The sequence below is a fragment of the Myxococcus sp. RHSTA-1-4 genome (assembly GCF_020037125.1).
GTDB lineage: Bacteria > Myxococcota > Myxococcia > Myxococcales > Myxococcaceae > Myxococcus.
Map to the genome: position 1 here is coordinate 59,453 of NZ_JAIQDG010000028.1, position 18,805 is coordinate 78,257.

An 18,805-nucleotide genomic window follows, 5' to 3' on the forward strand; every position below is an offset into this window, starting at 1 on the left:
GAGCCAGGGGCTTGACTTGCGTCAAGCCTTCTTGCGCGCGCGCTTCAGCGGGGCCGCCCGTTTCTTCACGCGCGGCCTCGAGGTGGCCGAGGGAGGCTTCGCCCGAGGCGCCTTCGCACGCGGCGTCACATCATCGAACTCGTAGAAGCGCCTGCGAACGAAGTACATCGCGTTCATCAGCGCGTCCACGGGCCCGACGCCGTAGGCGTATTCGATTCCCTTGGTAACGTGTTCAAAGGACAGAGGGCAGTACCAGGTCTTCCCGTCCGCAACGGGAGCGGGACGACCAATGAGGATGTGGGAGATTCGTTGGGCTCCGTCCTCGGTCCTGTACTGCCAGTGGTCGTCCGCGATCGGGTCATCAATGGAGGAGAGCTTGGGGCGCCAGTCCTTCATGGTTCATCCTCCTGACCGCAGTCGCCCGAGTCGTCACATTCGTAGATGGCGTGGCACATGCCGAAGCACGACACCTTCGAGCCCTTCGTTGCCGCCCAACACAGGGCTTGCCTCCTGGGACTCCTGAGTCGCCTGCAGAAAGGCTTCAAGGACCGCGCCGCCAGCCTCACAGGCTTCCAGGCAGGTCTTCTTGTTAGCCGGCGCTTCGGAGTCCGCCTCGGACGCGCGCCAGGATGAACCTGCATGAGGCGGGCACCCTTCCGGGTTCAATGCGCAGAAGCTTCCGGGTTCGCGTGGATAGCCATCCCGAAGAACTCCGCCTCGGATTGGAGGTGATGCCGCACATCGCGGGACCTCCAGCAACCGGGCGTCCGACAATCCGCGCCATGGTAGCCTGCTGTCGGGCCCGGAAACCCGGTCGTCTGGCGTGAGGTTCCCTGGGCGACATCTTCGCAATGCGCGTGGAGCCACATCAGGAGCCGCGCGGTGGCTCCCCATTCCCGGGCTACTCGCCCTTGGCCGCCTTGTCCTCGCGCCACCACTGCGTCATGCGCTCGTGGACCTCCGCCTCGTAGCCTTCCTTGCTCGGGCGGTAGAAGACGGCGCGCTCCAGCGGCGGGGGCAGGTACGTCTGCCCGGGCGCGTAGTGGTCCTTGAAGTTCCACGGCGTCTGATAGCCCTTCCCGTGGCCCAGCTCCTTCATCAACTCCGTGGGCGCGTTGCGCAGGTGGAGCGGCGGCCCCAGGTTGGGGTGCTGCTCCAGCGCCTCCAGCGCCGCGTTCATCGCCTGGTAGGCGCGGTTGCTCTTCTTCGCCGTGGCCAGCGTCACCACCGCGTGCGCGACGAAGAGCCGCCCCTCCGGCATGCCCACGGAGTGGAAGCCCTCCTCGCAGGCCCGGACGATGGTGATGGCCTCGGGCATCGCCAGGCCCACGTCCTCCACGGCAATCACCTTCAGCCGGCGCCATAGCGACACCACGTCCCCCGTCTGGAGCAGCTTCGCCGCCCAGAAGATGGCCCCCTGCGCGTTGGAGCCCCGGCAGGACTTCTGGAGCGCGCTCAGCAGGTCGAAGTGCTCATCCCCATCCTTGTCATGCCGCGACAGGCTGGTGCCCACCGCCTCGCGCGCCGTCTCCGGCGTGATTTCCTCACCATCCCCGGTGAGGTTCGCCGCCAGCTCCAGCGCCCCCAGCGCCTTGCGCACGTCGCCCGCGCCGCCCTTCGCCAGCAGCGTCAGCGCCTCTTCGCCAAGGGTCAGCTTGCGCGCCCCGAGCCCCCGCTTCACGTCCGCGAGCGCCCGGGTGAGCGCCGTCTGGATGTCCGCGAGCGTGAGCTCCTTGAGTTGGAACACGCGGCACCGGCTGATGAGGGCGGGGCGCACCTCGAAGCTGACGTTCTCCGTCGTGGCCCCCAGCAGGACGAGCAGGCCGCTCTCCACGTGCGGCAGCGCCTGCTCCTGGACGTTCTTCGCCCAGCGGTGGATTTCGTCGACGAAGAGGACTGTCCGCCGGGAGTACCGGTTGCGCTGGAGCTCCGCCTCGGCCACCACCTCGCGGATGCGGGGAATGCCGTCGGACACCGCCGAGAGGATGACGAACTCCGCGTCCACGCTCGACGCCAGCATCCGCGCCAGCGTCGTCTTGCCCACGCCCGGCGGCCCCCAGAACAGGGAGGACACGATGGACTTCCGCTCGATGAGCTGACGCAGCGGCGCACCGGGGCCCAGCAGGTGGCCCTGCCCGATGAACTCATCGGGCGTGCGCGGGCGCATCCGCTCGGCCAGCGGCGCGAAGCGGTTCACATCGACGGAAGCGGAGAAGAGGTCGGGACCTGCGCTCATCGCCCTGGAGGCTCCCCTCCGCGGGCCCCTCCGTCAACCCTCGGACTCCAGCACCTCGATGAGGACCTGCCCCAGCGTCAGGTCCGTCAGCGCTGCCCGGAAGGCGTCCACCCGGGTGACGGGAAGCTCCAGCCGGTAGCCCACCGTGGCGGCGTACTCCTCCGACACCACCTGGGCCTCGTACTCCGGCAGGAGCCGCCGCATGCCGTCGATGCTCGCGTACTCCAGCTCGACGGCGAGTCGGACCTTGCGCACACGCTCCGTGGTGGGAAGGCTCTCAAGCGCCTGCTGGACACAGCCGGTGTAGGCGCGCACCAGCCCGCCCTTCCCCAGCAGCGTCCCACCGAAGTAGCGGGTGACGACCATGGCCACGTCCCCCACTCCGCCGTGGAGCAGCGCCGTGAGCATCGGCCGGCCCGCCGTCCCGTGGGGCTCGCCGTCGTCGCTCATGCCCACCTGGGCGGTGGAGCCGGGCGGCCCCACGACGTAGGCCCAACAGTTGTGGTTCGCGTCCGGGAACTCGTCGCGGACGCGGGAGATGAAGGCCTTCGCCTCCTCCACCGTCGGCGTGTGGGCGGCCGTGGTGATGAAGCGGCTCCGCTGGATGTCCTGCTCCACCCGGTGGAGCCCCACCGGGATGCGGTAACGCTTCTCGTCCATGGGGCGCGTCAGTCGCGACGGCCGCGTGCGCGGTAGAGGTCTTCGTAGAGACGCTGGAAGAGGTGCCCACCCAGCGCGAGCCCCTGCTCGATTTCCTCCGCGCCGCGAGCCTCCGCGTCATACGGCGCGTCGAGCTGGCGGTAGAAGCCATCCGCGTGCTCCTCGTCGAGCGTCGCGTGCGTGGGGTAGTGCACCACCTTGTCCGCCGCCAGCCACCCGCGAGAGACGATGCCGCGACCCAGCGCCAGGGAGATGCCGCTGAACAGGTCCTCGATGGCGCCGAACACGGCGAGCCCGGTGAGCGGACTGTCGAACGCGGCGACTCCCGTCAGCGCGACGTTGAAGGCGCGCACCTCCGGCCAGGGCGCGAGCCCCACCCGGGACAGGTCCGCTCCGAGCCGCTCCAGCAACAGCCGGAACGTGCGCTCATGGCCGTGCGCCAGCTCCCCGCGCCCGTGCTCGTCGAAGATGTTCTCCACCAGGGGCAGGCGCTGGTCGGGCCGCGGCAGACGGCTCGCGAGGATGGCCATGGGCCGGGAGAAGTGCGCGACGGCGGCGAAGAACTGGAGCTGCGTCTCGACGAAGTCCTCGCGCTCGAACGAGCCGTCCCTCAGCGCGCGCAGGTAGGGCCACTCCAGCGCGTTCCACTCCGCCTTCAACACGGCGATGCGCTGGCGCAGCTTCAGATTTCGGACGAGGGAAGGTGCACCCATGCTGGCGCTTCTACCGGGAAGGTGAGGTCGAGAGAATAGACAGTGCACACCGAGTCGGGAGAAACGCCCGCGCCCCGCAGCCAGTCGATGTGGTTCTCCAGCCGTTCATCGATGCTGAAGCAGGCCAACGCGTCCCCGCCCCGCGCCACGAGCTCCTCACCGCAAGTGCGCAGGTACCCCGCCCAGCCGTGCGTCCAGGCGTCCGGCGGCGCGGCGAGGTGGACGAGCGGCCAGGGGCTCCGCGTCGACAGCCGCTGGAGGTCCTTGCTCCCCGCCGTCGTGCACCACCCAGCGCCTTCGAGCTTCCGGCCCGGCGCGGGTCCGAGGCGGAGCCCCTCCCCCACCGGAAGCCGGGGTCCCCCCCGGGGGTCCAGCTCCGCCAGCCGCGCGGGAGGCACGAAGTAGAGCACGAGCCGGCTCGCGGGCCGCCCCATCCGCAGCGGGTTCCAGCCGCGGGCGGTGCGCATCACATCGCCCCTCGCGCCCCGCATGGCGGCGCCGTAGAGGAACCGGGTGCGCCGCAGCGCGGGGATGCGGAAGAGGTGCGTGAGCCCCTCGAAGATGAGCCTCCGCGACAGCCCGGTGCCGCGAGCATGCTCCACCAGCTTGAGGTCGCAGATGTAGAGCGCCTGGAGCGACCGCGTGCCACGGCGGACCTCGCGGGCCACTCCCGTCACCGAGCCGAGCAGTTCGTCACCGCGCAGGGCGAGCAGGAAGTACGCGTCCCCCATGGACGAGAAGAAGGGGTGGTACTCGGGCCCGTGGTCGATGAAGAAGTGGTCGGCCCCGTCCGCGAGCGGATAGAGGATGCCCTGCTCCAGCCCGCGGAGCCGCTCCACGTAGGGCCCGAGCGTGTCGGGCCGGAGGACCACGAAGCGCACGCCGCTCATGCGCGCACGGGCCTTCGGAAGGCGACCTCGATGCGCTCATAGAAGAGGCTGCGGTCTCTCGCGAGCAGCTCCGCCCCGAGCGCGTCGTCGAACTGGAACGCCGGCTCGAAGAAGCGCCGGAGGTCACGCCGGTTGTTGAGCTGCCGGAAGAGGATGGCGCAGCCCGGCCGGGCCTCTTGCGAGAGCAGCCCGGCCCAGCTCGCCACGAGCGCGTCGTCCGACCAGTCGAAGATATTGGAGAGCGAGATGACGTCGAAGCGCTCCAGCCCGATGACGTCGGGGAGCGAGCCCTCCACGAGCGTGAGCGGCAGGGGCTGCTCCGCGCGCAGGTACTCGGGCATGTCCTCCGCGCGGTAGGCCCCGAGCAGCACATGCTGGAGGAACGGGTTGCGCGCGGCGTCCTCCCGCTGAAGCCCCCGCTCGAACACGGACTGGAAGTAGCCGGGGTAGGAGCCGGGCTCGGCGTGCTGTGTCGCCGCCGGGCCGAACATGGCGTGGAGGAAGGGGTCCGCGAAGGCGAGCTGGAACGCCACCGGCCAGTAGTGCGAGCCGAGCCAGCGGGCCAGCAGCGCGCGGCGCTCCGTGGCGGAGGTCGCCGGCTCGAAGAAGGCCGTCAGCTCCCCCCCGGGAGCGACGAACTCCGCGATGAAGTGGCGCAGCGTGCGGAAGAGCCCCTCGAACTCGCCACGCTGGTTCAGGCCCTCCGGGTCCGTGCTGCCCACGTTGAAGCGCTCCGGCGGCACGCGGCCGAGGCATTCCGCCTTCTGGCGCACGTGGACCAACTGGCACGGGTTGAAGTCGAAGCCCACCAGCTCCAGCTCGGGATGACGCTTCGCCAGGGTGAGGAGGGTGCAGCCCCCGGAGGCGACGGTGAGGACGGCCCGGGCCTTCGTGCGCGCGACGAGCACCAGCTCCAGCTCCGGGTCTTCACGGACGACGGCGAACTTCAATCGGTACGACATTGAGCTCACGGAAAGGCACGCGCCACGGGAGGTGACGTCGACGTCGGATTCGACTGTATGGCATGGTCCCCTCGACCGGAACATCCATGCAGACTCCGACAGCCTCCCTCACGCCCGCACGGCAGCGAGAGCTCGAACAGATCGATGCCCGCCACGTGCCACGGCTCCTCCTGTTCCTGGCGCTCTACATATCCGCCGCGGCACTGTCCGTCCTGCTCGAAGCGCACTCCCAGGCGCTGGTGTGGCTCGCGCGCGCCGGGCTGTACCTCGTCGCTGCGGCGTCACTCCATGGCATCAGCCTGTTCACCCACGAGGCGGTCCACGGCGGCCTGTCCCGCTGGCGTTGGCTCAACCACCTGGGCGGCGCCGCCTGCGCGCTGCCCGTCCTGCAGAACTACGCGGCGTACAAGGTGCTGCACCTGCGGCACCACCGCGACCTCGGCGGCGGGCATGACCCCGACCACTACGCCAACTACACCGGGCGGAGATGGCTGGAGATGCTGATGCACATCGGGCGGCTGCTGCTCGGCTATCCCGCGTACATCACCATGATTCCCATCCTGGGCTGGCGGCACGGGACGTCCTCCGACCGGCGGTGGATTGAGCTGGAGGTGGCCCTGCTCGCGGTGGGCGCCGCGCTCGCGGTGGCCTTCGTGCCGGGGCACGTGCTGCTCCATGCGTGGGTCATCCCCATGCTCATCATCAACACGCTCGTGAACATCCGGGGAATGAGCCAGCACACGTTCCTCCCGGAGAGCAACCATCCGGTCCGCGGCTCGCGCACCATCCTGTCCAACCCGGTGACGCGCTTCTTCATGTGCAACGAGAACTACCACCTCGAGCACCACCTCTATCCGCGCGTGCCCTGGTACAACCTCCCCGAGCTGCACCGGACGCTGCGCGCGGAGCTCATCGCCCAGGGCGCTCCCTTCATTCCCTCCTACTTCTCGTTCGTGCGCGGCGTCGTCAGCGGCTCGCTCATTCGCGACGCGAAGAGCGCCACTCCGGATGTCTGAGCGGCCGTACCTGCACGAGGCACTGCTGGCCGCCTTCGGGCTGGCCCTCTCCGTGGCGCTCCTGCTCGTCGCGGGCCCCGGTGCTCCCGTGACGCAGCAGGTCCTCGGGGCGACCGCCCTGTTCGTGGCCGGCGTGGCGGTGCTCGCGCGGCTGGACGGGCTCGCCCATGCGTTCCGCCCGAGGCTGCTGCTCGCCTATGCGGCGACGTTCTTCTTCTACTCCTCCGTGAAGCACACGATTCCAGCGCTCGGGCTTCCGTCGCGGGACGGGTGGCTGCTCGCCGCGGACGTGCTCGTGTTCGGCGTCACGCCCGCCGCGTGGCTCCAGCGGTGGAGCACGCCGTGGCTCAATGACCTGTTCAGCGCGAGCTACCTCGCGTTCCACGCGTACCTGCACCTCGCGATGGCGTGGGCGGTCGTGGGCCCGCGCGCGCGGGCGGAGCGCTTCTTCACCCACGTCTTCTCCGCGTACGTGCCCGGAATCGCCGGCTACTACCTGCTGCCGGGACTGGGCCCCGCGGCGGCCTGGCCGGAGCTGTTCACCATCCCCATCGAGGGTGGCTGGCTCACCCGGCTGAACGCGGCCGTCGTCGCGAGCGGCTCCTCCGCCTACGACATCTTCCCCAGCCTGCACACGTACATCACGCTCGTGCTGCTGGAGCACGACCGGCTCGCACACCCGCGACGCTTCCGGGTGCTGCTGCCCGTCGCCACGGCCATCATCCTGTCCACCCTGGTGCTGCGGTACCACTACGCCGTCGACGTCCTCGCGGGTGCGCTGTGGTTCCTCGCCTTCCGCGCCGTGTTCCCCCGCCTCCAGGAGCGCTGGACGCGGTGGTTGTCAGGGAGAACCTCCATTTCCCTGACCGGGTAATCCGGCGGAAGCTCCGGAGCCTTCACGGAGGTGCACCGTCACGAGGGGTCAGGATCTTCAGTACGTGCTGGATTGGATTGCCGTGAGGAGAAGCTAGCAAGCCTTGCCGCCGGTCCGTGGCGCGTCGGGCGCGGCGAGGCTCTTCCGCAGCGCTCCCGGAAGCGCGAAGGCCACCAGCAGCGTGGCCAGCGTGCCGCCCGTCCCGGCGACGACCAGCGTCACCGGGGCGGAGGTGGCATCGAGGAGCAGGCCTCCGCCGACGTACGACAGGGCCGCGGCCACGCCGATGGCGCCGTAGAGGTTGCCGAAGACGCGGCCGAGCATCCCCGGAGGCACCACGCGCTGGATGAGCGTGTTGGTGGCCACGTCCATCGCCGCGATGCCCACGCCGCGCACGGTCTGCATCGCCAGCGCGGCGGAGACGGCCCAGGCCAGCCCGGTGAGCAGGTTGCCCACGCTGCTCACGGCGAATCCCACCAGCAGCAGCACCGGCATCGACGCGCGCGCGCCGTATCGCGCCAGCAACGCATAACCGAGCACCAGCCCCACTCCGACCGAGCCCAGCAGGAGTCCAACCGCCGGGTCGCCCGCGCGGAAGGTCTCCTTCGCCAGCACCACCAGCGCCACGTCGTCCACGCCGTTGAACGCGACGACGGCGCAGAAGCCCAGGCCGATGCCCCGGACCGCCGGAGCCGACAGGATGTAGCCCAGCCCCAGCCTCGCCTGCCGGAGGAGCGACACGGGCGCGCCGTGCGCCTCGGAAGCAGCGGGCGGCAGCGACCGCACGGAAGCCAGCATCACCGCCGAGGCGAGGAACGAAGCGGCATCCACGAGGAGCACGCCCCGGACGCCCACGAAGGGCAGCAGCGCCGCCGCGACGAAGGGGCCGAGGGCCTCGGCGGAGTTCGTTCCGAAGCCGAGGGTGGAGTTCGCGGTCTCCAGGTCGCGCTCCCTCACCAGCGCCGGCACCGCCGCACGGGACGCCGGCTGGAACACCTGCCCGGCGACCGCGCGGACCGCCACCAGGGCCAGCAACAGCGGCAGCGGCGGCAAGGTCAGCGCGATGAGGAGAAGCAGCGCGCCCTGGAGGAGCTCGCAGGCAATCATCACCCGCTTGAGGTCGAACCGGTCGCTGATGGCCCCCGTGATGGGCCCCAGCAGCGACGGCGCGAAGTCACCAACGAGCAGCAGCAGCGACACCGCGAGCGCCTGCCCGGTGGTGCCAGCCACGTGGAGCATCAGCGCCACCAGGCTGAGCGAGTCCCCCGTGAAGGAGATGACTCGCGCGGACCACAGCGCGCGGAACGCCGCGTTGTGCCGCAGGAGCCCCAGTGCGCCCGCACCACGCTCCCCGGCTCCGTCTTCAGCAGCCGGGACCGGCATGCATGTCTCCTCGGATTCGACGACGGGGTGGCGCGCACCCTAGGCGAGCGGGCCGGGCCACTCCATCCCACGGCGCGCCGCGTCAGGAAAGGCCCGGAGATTCTTGGGGGTCCCAGGTTGCCGGCAGGATGGAGGCTGACTGAATAATGACATCTCGTGGGTACGCTCACTCTCAGTGCCTCGCCGCTCCTCTGGGAGCAGTTCCTCGTCGGCGCGCTCGACGGAGAGGCCGGGCTGCGTCCGGAGCTGCATCCCCTCCTGACACGCTGGCAGCGCTCACGGACGCTCGGGGCGCCGAGCACTGGTGTGCCCGACGAGGGCCCCAGCGTGGGACGCATGGCGCTCCTCGAGCGGCGCGCCCGGATGGAGCCGGTGTGGCGCGAGGTCGAGGGAATGATGGAGGTGCTCGCCTCGGCGCCCCAGCCATCGGGCCGGGTGGCGCTGCTCGCGGACCGTGATGGCGTCATCCTCGCCACCCGCAGCTCGGGCGGTGACTTCCGCTCCCGCGCGGACGACGTGCGCCTCATCGAGGGCGCCCGCTGGGACGAGACCTCCCGGGGCACCAACGCCATCGGCACCGCGCTGGCCGAGTCCTCCGCCGTCGCCGTGGTGGGCCCGGCGCACTATGCGCAGCTGCACCACGGACTCGTCTGCTACGCCGCCCCGGTGCACGACCCGTTTGGAGAGCTGGTGGGCGTGCTGGACGTCACGGGCCCCGCCGGTGCGGCGGACCCCCTGGTGCTGGTGGCGGTGGCGAGCATGGCCTTCGCGGCCGAGGCCCGCCTGCGCGAGCTGGCCTGGGCGCGCGTGGCCTCCTCGACGCGAGGGGGGCTGCAGGCGCGGCTGGCGCGAGAAGACGGCCCGGTCCTGCTCCTGGAGCCCCCGGGACGGGTGCGCCAGGCCAACGGCGCCGCGCGCGCCCTGCTCGGCGGCGCGGCGGTACCGGGCGCGGACTGCTCCAGGTCCGGAGTGCTCGGGCTGACGTGGCAGGAGTTGAAGGAGGCGGCGCTACAGGGAGAGACGCTCGAAGCCCGGACCTCCCGTGGCTCCTCGTGGCGCGTCCACGCCGAGGCCGTGGGGGACGGAAGCGGCGCCGCCGTCGCGGTGCTCGTGCGGCTCGAACCGCTCGTGATTCGTGCGCGTCCCGCCGCGAGCACAGAGGCACCTCCGCCTCCCGCCGAGCCGAAGCAGGGGCCCTGGGCCGCCATCAAGGGCAGCGACCCGCACCTGCTCGCCACGCTCCGGGAGGCGGCACGCTTCGCGCCCACGGGGCTTCCGGTGCTCCTGCTCTCGGAGACGGGCACGGGCAAGGAGCTGCTGTCGCGGGCCCTGCACGCAGCGAGCAACGTGGCCACCGGGCCCTTCGTGGCCGTCAACTGCGGGGCGCTCTCGCCCGCGCTCCTGGAGAGTGAGCTGTTCGGCCACGCGCCCGGTGCCTTCACCGGCGCGCGTGCGGGCGGCGCGGACGGCAAGCTCGCGGCGGCGGATGGAGGCACCCTCTTCCTGGACGAGCTGGCGGAGATGCCGCCCGCGCTCCAGGTGCTGCTGCTCCGGGTGCTCGAGGACGGGAGCTACTCGCGCGTGGGTGAGTCCCGCGTGCGCCACACGCGCTTCCGTCTCATCGGCGCCACCTGCCGCGACCTCGACGCCGCCGTGCGCGCCGGCACCTTCCGCTCCGACCTCTACTACCGGCTCCAGGGTGCCATGCTGCGGCTTCCTCCCCTGAGGGAGCGCGTGGACCTGCCCGAGCTGGCTCGGGAGCTGCTCACGGAGCTGGCGGAGGCCGCGGGCCAGCCCCGGCCCACGTTGTCGCCCGCCGCGCTCGCACGCCTCGCGGCCCACCGCTGGCCCGGCAACGTGCGCGAGCTGAAGACGGTGCTGCGCCTGGCGCTCGTGCGCGCCGCGGGCGCTCCGGTGCTGGACGTGGATGCGCTGCCGCCCGAGCTTGGAAGTGGCCCGGCTCCGGCCGATCCGAGGGTGGCCCCTCTACCCCCTCCTCCTCCGGTCCAGGAGGAGGCCCCCCGCGCGCTGAGGGAGCTGGAGGTCCACGCCATCCAGGACGCGCTCGCTCGGAGTGGTGGCAACGTGGCGCAGGCCGCGCGACGCCTGGGCATCGCTCGCAGCACGCTCTACCGGATGGTGGAGCGCTTCGGCATCGTCCTGCCGCCCCGCTCCTGAGCACTCCGCGCACCCGCGGCGCTACCGCCGGGTGGAGCGGCGGCGTGCCTTGCCGCCGCTCGCATGAGCACTCCGTGCCCTTGAACTCCACGTCCAGTTGGCGCGCCGCGGCATCGCGCTCGCATGCCCCGGACACTGTCCCGCTCCGCGCGACGGAGGTGTCCCGCCCCGCGCCACTCCTGTCCGCGACAGTGTCGCGGAGCGGGACACGACGCGCCGCGACGTCGGCGGAGGCCGGGCTGGCACGGGCGCTGCTTTGGGAGAGCCACCGACAACCCGCAGGCCAACCCCGAAGCGAAGAGGAGAGCGCAATGATCTACGCCGCCCCCAACCAGCCCGGCTCCAAGGTGACGTTCAAGTCCCGCTATCAGAACTTCATCGGCGGCCGCTGGGTGGAGCCCGTACGCGGTCAGTACTTCCAGAACATCAGCCCCGTGACGGGCCAGCCCTTCTGTGAGGTGGCGCGCTCCACCGCGGAGGACATCGACAAGGCGCTCGACGCCGCCCACGCGGCGCGCGTTGCCTGGGGAAAGACCTCCCCCACCACCCGGGCCAACATCCTCAACAAGATCGCCGACCGGATGGAGCAGAACCTGGAGATGCTCGCGGTGGCGGAGACGTGGGACAACGGCAAGCCGGTGCGCGAGACGCTCGCCGCCGACCTGCCGCTCGCCATCGACCACTTCCGCTACTTCGCCGGCTGCATCCGCGCCCAGGAAGGCTCGGTGGGCGAGCTGGATGCCGACACCGTCGCCTACCACTTCCATGAGCCGCTCGGCGTGGTGGCGCAGATCATCCCCTGGAACTTCCCCATCCTGATGGCCGCCTGGAAGCTGGCGCCGGCGCTGGCCGCGGGCAACTGCGTGGTGCTCAAGCCCGCGGAGCAGACGCCCGCCGGCATCCTGGTCCTCACCGAGCTCATCCAGGACCTCCTCCCGGACGGCGTGCTCAACGTCGTCAACGGCTTCGGCATCGAGGCCGGCAAGCCCCTGGCCAGCAGCAACCGCGTGGCCAAGGTGGCCTTCACCGGTGAGACGACCACGGGCCGACTCATCCTCCAGTACGCCAGCGAGAACCTCATCCCGGTGACGCTGGAGCTGGGCGGCAAGAGCCCCAACATCTTCTTCGACGACGTGATGGCGAAGGACGATGACTTCTTCGACAAGGCGCTGGAGGGCTTCGCCATGTTCGCCCTCAACCAGGGCGAGGTCTGCACCTGCCCCTCTCGCGCCCTCATCAGCGAGCGCATCTACGGGCAGTTCATCGAGCGCGCCGTCGAGCGCGTCAAGCGCGTGAAGCCGGGCAACCCGCTGGACACCACCACCAATCTGGGCGCCCAGGCCTCCAACGACCAGCTCGAGAAGATTCTCGGCTACATCGACATCGGCAAGAAGGAGGGCGCGAAGGTGCTGACGGGCGGCGAGCGCGTGGAGCTGCCCGGCGACCTGAAGGGCGGCTACTACGTGGCCCCTACCGTGTTCCAGGGCAACAACAAGATGCGCATCTTCCAGGAGGAGATCTTCGGGCCCGTGGTGAGCACCACGACGTTCAAGGACTTCGACGACGCGATGCGCATCGCCAACGAGACGCTGTACGGCCTGGGCGCGGGCGTGTGGACGCGCGACATCAACCAGGCCTACCGCGCCGGGCGCACCATCGAGGCGGGCCGCGTGTGGACCAACTGCTACCACCTGTACCCCGCGCACGCGGCGTTCGGCGGCTACAAGCAGTCCGGCATCGGGCGTGAGAACCACAAGAAGATGCTGGACCACTACCAGCAGACCAAGAACCTGCTGGTGAGCTACAGCCCCAAGGCGCTGGGGTTCTTCTGAATTGCTGCTGCAATAGCGTGGGCTGATGGTAACGCCCGGGCGGTCAGGCCCCAGGCAGGCTCTCCCTCGACTCCCCGCGGGAGGCGGGCAGGATGTGCTCCCCCACCCGCTGTCGAAAGGACCTGCCATGGCCTCCCGTTCCCTGCCCCTGTTCCTCCTTGGCGCCGCCGTGCTCGGCGCGTGCGGAGGCCCCGAGACGCCCGCCACCGAGACGGGCGAGGGCGTCCTCGTTCCTCCCGTGGAGACCTCCGAGCCGTCCGGCGGCGTCTCCGCCATGGCGTACTGCGATGACGTGACGACGTGGGACCCCGCGTGGGCCAACCTGGAGGCGCAGGTGCTCACCCTGGTGAACCAGCGCCGGGCCGCGGGCGCCACCTGTGGCGGCGTGGCGAAGCCCCCGGCACCCGCGCTCACGCTCGACACGCGGCTGCGCTGCGCGGCGCGCAAGCACTCGCGGGACATGGGGACGAACAACTTCATGAGCCACACCGGCTCGGACGGCTCCACGCCGTGGCAGCGCATCACCCGCGCCGGCTATACGTACCGGAGGGCCGCGGAGAACATCGCCGCGGGGTACTCCACCGCGTCCGCCGTGGTGAGCGGGTGGATGTCCAGCACCGGGCACTGCAACAACATCATGAACCCCGCCCTGGTCCACCTGGGCGTCGGCTACTTCTACGCGCCCAACAGCACCTACAAGCACTACTGGACGCAGGACTTCGCCAGCCCCTGAGAGGTATAGAGGGCGAGGCTTATGGACCTCGTCCTTCTCCTCGTCGGGCTCGTCAAGGTGGTTTTCGGCGGCCTCGTGGCCGCGCTCGGCATCTGGCTGGGGCTTCGCGGCCTCAGCCGCATCCTCGGCACCAACCCGGTGGAGGAGCTGCGCCAGGGCAACACCGCCGCCGGCGTCGTGCATGCCGCCACCCTGCTGTCGCTGGGCCTGCTGGTGCAGCACGCGGTGCAGGCCACGTCGGACGCGGTGGACCTCACCGTGCGCACCCCGCCCTTCCAGCCGCTGATGGTGGGCAAGCTGCTCGCCGTGGCGGTGCTGCACGTGGGGCTGTCGCTGGGCGTGGGCGTGGCGGTGCTGGCCATCGGCATCCTCCTGTTCGACCGGATGACGCCCGGCATCGACGAGCTGGCGGAGGTGCGCAAGGGCAACGTCGCCGCCGCGCTCATCCTCTCCGCCATCCTGGTGGTGCTCGCCATGCTGACGGCGCCGGGGCTCCAGGCGGCGCTCAACGGCCTCATCCCCTTCCCGCAGCTCCCCGAGGGGGCGCTGCGTGCGCCGGCCTGAGCGGACGGAAGGCGCGCCCATGGCCTCCGGCTCCTCCAGCCCCTGGAAGACGCTCTTCAAGCTGCTGCTCGCGGGCATCGGCTTCGGGAGCTGCCTGTGCTGCTGCGGGCTGGGGATGCTGGGACGGCTGGCGGACCTGGACGTGCGCGCGCCACTGCCGGGCTTCCCCAGCAGCGTGCGCACGGTGGACCTGGGCGCGGTGCTCCTGCCTCCCGGTACGCCGCCCCAGGGCGCGCACAACTACGAGTGGCGGGCGGAGAGCATCAGCCCCCCGCAGCACTTCCTGTCCTACAAGCTGGGCGAGGAGCTGGCGGAGGAGCTGGAGGCGAAGCACGTGGCCCTGGGCCGGCGGCTGCGCTACCGCTCCCTGGGCAGCGAGCGCTTCACCTACAACGCCCCGGCGGGGTGCAGCGCGGACATGCGCTGCATCTACGAGGAGCTGATGCGCACCAACGCGGAGCCGGTGCGGGTGCTGGGCGACCGCTTCGTCACCTCCATCCGCGAGCGCGGGCTGGACGCGGCGCAGTCCGCGCAGCTCATCGTCGCCTTCGTGCAGCGCATCCGCTACGAGCTGCCCACGGACGAGCCCTTCGGCATCGTCCCCCCGGCGCTGGTGCCCGCCCAGGACCGGGGAGACTGCGACTCCAAGGCGGTGCTGGCCGTCATGCTGCTGCGGCAGGCGGGCATCGACGCGGTGGTGCTCTACTCGGACCCGCTGGCGCACGCGGCGGTGGGCGTGGGGCTGCCGGGCAGCGGCACCCGCCTGCGGCACGGCGGGCGCAGCTACCAGTACGCGGAAGTCACCGCCGAGGGCTGGCCGCTGGGGATGATTCCTCCCCAGTACGACAAGCCCCGGCTGTGGCAGGTGCTGCCGCTGTCCGGCGCGGCGGACACCGCGGGCTGAAGGCCCCCGCCACGCTACGCGGGAGCCGGCTCCGACGCGGCGAGCACGCCGCGCAGGTAGTCCTCGTAGGCCTCCTTCATGGGCAGCTCCGAGTCCACCTTCAGCCGCCGGCGCGACGTCTGCGTGCGCTGGCCGTTGCGCGGGTCCACGCCCTCCTTCAGGTACTGCTCCCAGCAGATGGCGCTGCCGCGACGCTGCCAGAGCGGCAGCTCGTTGAAGTTGACGCCGCGCTGGAAGAGCAGCTCGTTCTTGAAGCCCACGTTGCGGCCGTCCAGCTCTCGGGTGGCCTGGGACGCCGTGCGGCCCTCCTTGCGCAGCGTCCAGTAGCACCAGCCGTGCAGCGCGCACCGGGTGCCGTCCGACTGCCGCCACTGGAAGTAGTCCAGCACGGAGCGCTCGTTGACGCCCAGCCACGCGCGGCTGTCGAACATGGCTGGCACGCCCGCCACGTGTGTGAAGGTGGCGCTCGCCAGGCCCGCGGACAGCGAGACGACCTTCTCCACCGAGCGGTCGAACAGCGACCACTCCGGCCGGAAGAGGACGGAGATTTCGTCGCTCTGCGTGTACGCGTACACGCCCTGGAGGTCCTCCAGCAGCGCGCTGGCGGTGCGAACCATGAACTGGTGGAAGGCCGGGTCGAAGGGCTTCTCGAAGCGCGCCTCGGTGAAGCGCGAGAAGCCGCGGCCGTCCACGCGCAGCACCGTCCACGCCCCCGGCAGCAGGCGCAGGCCGTGGAACGTCTCGCCCTGTCTCATGCGGTCCGCCAGCTCATCCGGTTCCATCGGACTCCTCCCTCCACTCCTCGACGCGGAAGCCGCCTTCCGCGCTCAACGTCACGTGGTACAGCACATCGAAGCCCTCGGCGCGTTCCGGCCGCCGGAGCAGTTTCACCGTGGCGAACAGCGCCACCTCCGGCACCCGGGCCCGTCCCTCGCGCTGCGCGTTTCGGGCGAGGCAGAGCTTCAGGTCCGAAGCAAAGGAGTACCCGATGACACGCGCGCCGTGCTCCCGGCCCAGGGAAATGAGGGGCGCGCGCACCTCGGGCGACGGGTTGGTGTTGTCCACCACCACCGGGCGCCCCGCCGCGAGCGCCTCGGAGATGTACCGCCGCTGCCGCGCCTCCTTCCGGCGCGCGTGAGGCCACAGGTCCTTGCTCACCAGCACGTGCGTGCCGGCGAAGCGCTGCCGGTAGAAGCTGCTCTTCCCCGAGCCTTGCAGACCGATGAACAGGACCAGTTCCATGGCGGAGCCTCTCCGGACGCGGCGCCACGACCGCGACTGACGCCCTCTCCTCTTCAGTGACGCCGCCTCGCGCGGATGTCACCTCTTCCAGCCGTCCCCCGGCGTGGGCCGGTGGTCCCCTGCTCCGGGAGCCCCGGCCCCGCCGCACACCGGGCGAACCCGGCGCACGCTCGGCGACACGGCCCACGACAGACGCTGGCCGGCGACCCGTCCCGGTGGCATGACGTGCCCATGGCCCGTGACGTCTCCTTCTTCGACCAGCTCGGCTCGCTCCTCGCCCGGGAGCGCGAGGCCGAGAAAGCCCGCCTGGCTGCCCTCGCCGAGAGCCTCTCCCTCCAGGAGCGCGAGGAGCACGGCCTGTCCGTCCTGGACCTGGAGTCCCTCGAGGAGGAGGTGGGCCTGGGCGGCCGCTTCCTCGTCACCCTGGGCCGCGCCGACCGCCGCCCCATTCCCACGCGCCTGCACAACGGCGACCTCGTCGCCGTCCTCCCCCGCCGCGCCGAGGTGAAGGAGCCCGCCCGCGCCCTCATCTCCCGGGCCACCGCCACCCGCATCCAGCTCGCCTTCGACCGCTCGCCCCCGCCCTACGTCCACGAGGGCCTCCTGCGCCTGGACGTCGTCCCCAACGACGTCACCTATGACAGGCTCCGCGCCGGCCTCCAGCGCATCAAGGCCATGGACAAGGGCACCGAGCGCCGCAAGCGCGAGGTGGTGCTGGGCAACGAGCCCCCGCGCTTCGACACGCCCCGCGACTTCGAGCCCACCCGCCCCCTCAACCCCGAGCAGCTCGACGCCACCGCCCGCGCGCTCGCCGCGGAGGACTTCTTCCTCGTCCACGGCCCGCCAGGCACCGGCAAGTCCACCGTGCTCGCCGAAATCGCCGCCCAGGCCGTTGCCCGCGGGCAGCGCCTGTTGTGCACCGCCGCCAGCAACGCCGCCGTGGACCACCTGCTGGACCTCTGCCTGGACAAGGGCCTGCGCGCCATCCGCGTGGGCCACCCCGCCCGCGTCGCCCCGCGCCTCCAGGAGCACACGCTGGACATCGTCGTGGAGGACCACCCGGACCGCGCCGTCTCGCGGGAGCTCTTCGACGAGGCCTTCTCCCTCCTCGGCTACGCGCGCCGCCAGCGCACGCAGGGGCGCAGCCGCGAGCGCTTCGCCAACGCCCGCGCCTCCACCACCGAGGCCAAGGGCATGCTCGACGAGGCCCGCGCCCTGGAGAAGAAGGCCGTGCGCGCCGTGCTGGAGCGCGCCGACGTCATCTGCGTCACCCTCGCCAGCCTCGACTCCGGCGTGCTCTCCAACGAGAAGTTCGACCTGGCGCTGCTGGACGAGGCCACCCAGGCCACCGAGCCGCTCGCGCTGCTCGGCTTCCTGCGCGCCCCCAGGGTCATCCTCGCCGGAGACCCGCAGCAGCTCCCGCCCACCGTCCTCTCCCTGGAGGCCGCGAAGGCCGGGCTCGGGGTGAGCCTCTTCGAGCGCCTGCTCAAGGACCACGGCGAGGGCGTCAAGCGCATGCTGCGCGAGCAGTACCGGATGAACGCGCGCATCATGGACTTCCCCTCGCGCGAGATGTACGGCGGCGAGTTGCGCGCCCACCCCTCCGTGGCGGACCGCACGCTCGCGGAGGTCCTCAACCCGGGCGCCGAGGTGGACGCCCCGCCCGTCATCTACCTCGATACCGCCGGCAAGGGCTTCGAGGAGGAGGTGGAGCCCACCACCAGGAGCCTCTTCAACGACGGCGAGGCGAACCTCGTCGAGGCCCGCGTGCGCGCCCTGCTCTCCCTGGGCCTCTCACCTCGCGAGCTGGCCGTGATTACGCCCTACAGCGCCCAGGCCCACCGGCTCCGCGAGCGCGTGGAGGCGCTCCATCCCGACGTGGAGGTGGACACCGTGGACGCCTTCCAGGGCCGGGAGAAGGACGCCATCCTCGTCTCCCTCACCCGCTCCAACGGCGAGGGGCAGCTCGGCTTCCTCACCGACCTGCGCCGCATGAACGTGGCCCTCACCCGCGCCCGCCGCCACCTCTTCGTGGTGGGCGACTCCGCCACCCTCAGCGGCCACCCCTTCTACGCGCGCTTCATCGAGGGCACCCAGGCCACCGGCGCCTGGCGCTCCGCCTGGGAGTGGCCCGACGCGATGGAATAGCCTCACACCCGGCGTACGGGTCCAGGACGCCCCAGCCCTGGGGTACTACGCAATGAGTGCGAGTCAGCCGCGCCAATTTTGTCGCAAGGCTGCACAAATTTTGTCACCCGGCGGGCCGGGAATGGGGTGTTCTGCCGGAAATCCGGGCATTTGGCGCAAGGGCGGTGTCCGGCACGGAACATGCTCACTCCCCAGGTGGGGAGGAACCGCCACAATGTCTCAGCGACCGACAGTGACAAAAGAGAACGACGTCTGGGTTCTCCGTATCGAGAAGGACAACGGGAAGATGCAGGAGTACCGCTGCGCCACCGAGAACCAGGCGCGGCAGCTCGCGATGGTGTTGTCCAAGCCCGACACGGGTGGACCGCCGCGCGCTCCGGCCGAGTCTCGCTGAAGACCCCGCCACCTCCGCGGCGGCCACGCGCGTGGTGGCGGTGGGCTCGCGAGCCCGATAAGGCACGGGGCAGGAG

The 18,805-nt window shown here is 71.0% G+C and carries 18 protein-coding genes; 9 read left to right on the forward strand and 9 right to left on the reverse strand.

Annotated elements, in window-relative coordinates:
* Positions 1 to 21 precede the first annotated feature (21 nt).
* From K8638_RS31725 to K8638_RS31750, 6 genes are all read right to left on the reverse strand, one after another.
* Complete coding sequence (locus K8638_RS31725; protein WP_223758426.1) at positions 22 to 396, reverse strand: hypothetical protein; 375 nt, start codon at positions 394 to 396, stop codon at positions 22 to 24.
* Positions 397 to 901: 505 nt separating this feature from the next.
* A complete protein-coding gene (locus K8638_RS31730) occupies positions 902 to 2,236 on the reverse strand; it encodes a replication-associated recombination protein A (RefSeq protein WP_223758427.1) in 1,335 nt (444 codons plus the stop codon).
* Between the two features lie 33 nt (positions 2,237 to 2,269).
* On the reverse strand, positions 2,270 to 2,896 hold the full coding sequence (locus K8638_RS31735; RefSeq protein ID WP_223758428.1) for a YigZ family protein: 627 nt from the start codon (positions 2,894 to 2,896) through the stop codon (positions 2,270 to 2,272).
* Between the two features lie 8 nt (positions 2,897 to 2,904).
* On the reverse strand, positions 2,905 to 3,609 hold the full coding sequence (locus K8638_RS31740; RefSeq protein ID WP_223758429.1) for a TenA family transcriptional regulator: 705 nt from the start codon (positions 3,607 to 3,609) through the stop codon (positions 2,905 to 2,907).
* Positions 3,579 to 4,499 carry a GNAT family N-acetyltransferase gene (locus tag K8638_RS31745; RefSeq protein WP_223758430.1) on the reverse strand — a complete coding sequence of 307 codons (921 nt, stop codon included), beginning with the start codon at positions 4,497 to 4,499 and terminating at the stop codon, positions 3,579 to 3,581. The genes K8638_RS31740 and K8638_RS31745 overlap by 31 nt, the downstream gene beginning before the upstream one ends.
* Positions 4,496 to 5,461, reverse strand: a complete 966-nt coding sequence (locus tag K8638_RS31750; protein WP_223758431.1) for a DUF3419 family protein — start codon at positions 5,459 to 5,461, stop codon at positions 4,496 to 4,498. Before K8638_RS31750 ends, K8638_RS31745 begins: the two co-directional genes overlap by 4 nt.
* Positions 5,462 to 5,547: 86 nt before the next feature.
* Here K8638_RS31750 and K8638_RS31755 point away from each other — a divergent pair, with 86 nt between their 5' ends.
* The gene (locus K8638_RS31755) at positions 5,548 to 6,477 is read left to right on the forward strand and encodes a fatty acid desaturase (RefSeq protein WP_223758432.1); all 930 of its coding nucleotides are present in this window, start codon (positions 5,548 to 5,550) and stop codon (positions 6,475 to 6,477) included.
* Complete coding sequence (locus tag K8638_RS31760; protein ID WP_223758433.1) at positions 6,470 to 7,351, forward strand: phosphatase PAP2 family protein; 882 nt, start codon at positions 6,470 to 6,472, stop codon at positions 7,349 to 7,351. Before K8638_RS31755 ends, K8638_RS31760 begins: the two co-directional genes overlap by 8 nt.
* Before the next feature lie 93 nt (positions 7,352 to 7,444).
* On the opposite strand, the gene K8638_RS31765 is transcribed toward K8638_RS31760, so the two are convergent.
* Positions 7,445 to 8,734: an MFS transporter gene (locus K8638_RS31765; RefSeq protein ID WP_223758434.1), complete on the reverse strand. Its 1,290-nt coding sequence runs from the start codon at positions 8,732 to 8,734 to the stop codon at positions 7,445 to 7,447.
* Between the two features lie 156 nt (positions 8,735 to 8,890).
* Here K8638_RS31765 and K8638_RS31770 point away from each other — a divergent pair, with 156 nt between their 5' ends.
* The 5 genes from K8638_RS31770 (at position 8,891) to K8638_RS31790 (ending at position 14,945) form a co-directional block, all read left to right on the forward strand.
* The gene (locus K8638_RS31770) at positions 8,891 to 10,912 is read left to right on the forward strand and encodes a sigma 54-interacting transcriptional regulator (protein WP_223758435.1); all 2,022 of its coding nucleotides are present in this window, start codon (positions 8,891 to 8,893) and stop codon (positions 10,910 to 10,912) included.
* A gap of 311 nt (positions 10,913 to 11,223) precedes the next feature.
* Positions 11,224 to 12,744 (forward strand): aldehyde dehydrogenase, encoded by a 1,521-nt coding sequence (adh, locus tag K8638_RS31775; RefSeq protein WP_223758436.1) that lies wholly within the window; start codon positions 11,224 to 11,226, stop codon positions 12,742 to 12,744.
* A 127-nt stretch (positions 12,745 to 12,871) separates the two neighbouring features.
* Positions 12,872 to 13,477 (forward strand): CAP domain-containing protein, encoded by a 606-nt coding sequence (locus tag K8638_RS31780; protein ID WP_223758437.1) that lies wholly within the window; start codon positions 12,872 to 12,874, stop codon positions 13,475 to 13,477.
* Positions 13,478 to 13,498: 21 nt separating this feature from the next.
* The gene (locus K8638_RS31785) at positions 13,499 to 14,041 is read left to right on the forward strand and encodes a DUF350 domain-containing protein (protein WP_223758438.1); all 543 of its coding nucleotides are present in this window, start codon (positions 13,499 to 13,501) and stop codon (positions 14,039 to 14,041) included.
* Positions 14,042 to 14,060: 19 nt separating this feature from the next.
* A complete protein-coding gene (locus tag K8638_RS31790) occupies positions 14,061 to 14,945 on the forward strand; it encodes a transglutaminase-like domain-containing protein (protein WP_223758439.1) in 885 nt (294 codons plus the stop codon).
* 14 nt (positions 14,946 to 14,959) lie between these two features.
* Here the strand turns inward: K8638_RS31790 and K8638_RS31795 are convergent, their stop codons facing one another.
* Both K8638_RS31795 and K8638_RS31800 read right to left on the reverse strand, forming a co-directional pair.
* Positions 14,960 to 15,727 (reverse strand): tRNA(His) guanylyltransferase Thg1 family protein, encoded by a 768-nt coding sequence (locus K8638_RS31795; protein ID WP_223758440.1) that lies wholly within the window; start codon positions 15,725 to 15,727, stop codon positions 14,960 to 14,962.
* Positions 15,714 to 16,187, reverse strand: coding sequence for an ATP-binding protein (locus K8638_RS31800; protein WP_223758441.1), 474 nt, complete (start codon positions 16,185 to 16,187; stop codon positions 15,714 to 15,716). The genes K8638_RS31795 and K8638_RS31800 overlap by 14 nt, the downstream gene beginning before the upstream one ends.
* 231 nt (positions 16,188 to 16,418) lie before the next feature.
* Here K8638_RS31800 and K8638_RS31805 point away from each other — a divergent pair, with 231 nt between their 5' ends.
* Both K8638_RS31805 and K8638_RS31810 read left to right on the forward strand, forming a co-directional pair.
* On the forward strand, positions 16,419 to 18,335 hold the full coding sequence (locus K8638_RS31805) for an AAA domain-containing protein (protein WP_223758442.1): 1,917 nt from the start codon (positions 16,419 to 16,421) through the stop codon (positions 18,333 to 18,335).
* A gap of 214 nt (positions 18,336 to 18,549) precedes the next feature.
* Entirely contained in the window at positions 18,550 to 18,729 is a 180-nt protein-coding gene (locus K8638_RS31810; protein ID WP_223758443.1) for a hypothetical protein, read from the forward strand.
* The last annotated feature ends 76 nt before the right edge of the window (positions 18,730 to 18,805 follow it).

Bases quoted from the DNA above. Each gene is read 5' to 3' on its own strand.
- K8638_RS31790 (WP_223758439.1), top strand. From the start codon at position 14,061: ATGGCCTCCGGCTCCTCCAGCCCCTGGAAGACGCTCTTCAAGCTGCTG.
- K8638_RS31800 (WP_223758441.1), bottom strand. From the start codon at position 16,187: ATGGAACTGGTCCTGTTCATCGGTCTGCAAGGCTCGGGGAAGAGCAGC.
- adh (WP_223758436.1), top strand. From the start codon at position 11,224: ATGATCTACGCCGCCCCCAACCAGCCCGGCTCCAAGGTGACGTTCAAG.
- K8638_RS31805 (WP_223758442.1), top strand. From the start codon at position 16,419: ATGGCCCGTGACGTCTCCTTCTTCGACCAGCTCGGCTCGCTCCTCGCC.
- K8638_RS31780 (WP_223758437.1), top strand. From the start codon at position 12,872: ATGGCCTCCCGTTCCCTGCCCCTGTTCCTCCTTGGCGCCGCCGTGCTC.
- K8638_RS31765 (WP_223758434.1), bottom strand. From the start codon at position 8,734: ATGCCGGTCCCGGCTGCTGAAGACGGAGCCGGGGAGCGTGGTGCGGGC.
- K8638_RS31760 (WP_223758433.1), top strand. From the start codon at position 6,470: ATGTCTGAGCGGCCGTACCTGCACGAGGCACTGCTGGCCGCCTTCGGG.
- K8638_RS31795 (WP_223758440.1), bottom strand. From the start codon at position 15,727: ATGGAACCGGATGAGCTGGCGGACCGCATGAGACAGGGCGAGACGTTC.
- K8638_RS31740 (WP_223758429.1), bottom strand. From the start codon at position 3,609: ATGGGTGCACCTTCCCTCGTCCGAAATCTGAAGCTGCGCCAGCGCATC.
- K8638_RS31735 (WP_223758428.1), bottom strand. From the start codon at position 2,896: ATGGACGAGAAGCGTTACCGCATCCCGGTGGGGCTCCACCGGGTGGAG.
- K8638_RS31725 (WP_223758426.1), bottom strand. From the start codon at position 396: ATGAAGGACTGGCGCCCCAAGCTCTCCTCCATTGATGACCCGATCGCG.
- K8638_RS31810 (WP_223758443.1), top strand. From the start codon at position 18,550: ATGTCTCAGCGACCGACAGTGACAAAAGAGAACGACGTCTGGGTTCTC.
- K8638_RS31745 (WP_223758430.1), bottom strand. From the start codon at position 4,499: ATGAGCGGCGTGCGCTTCGTGGTCCTCCGGCCCGACACGCTCGGGCCC.
- K8638_RS31785 (WP_223758438.1), top strand. From the start codon at position 13,499: ATGGACCTCGTCCTTCTCCTCGTCGGGCTCGTCAAGGTGGTTTTCGGC.
- K8638_RS31730 (WP_223758427.1), bottom strand. From the start codon at position 2,236: ATGAGCGCAGGTCCCGACCTCTTCTCCGCTTCCGTCGATGTGAACCGC.
- K8638_RS31755 (WP_223758432.1), top strand. From the start codon at position 5,548: ATGCAGACTCCGACAGCCTCCCTCACGCCCGCACGGCAGCGAGAGCTC.
- K8638_RS31750 (WP_223758431.1), bottom strand. From the start codon at position 5,461: ATGTCGTACCGATTGAAGTTCGCCGTCGTCCGTGAAGACCCGGAGCTG.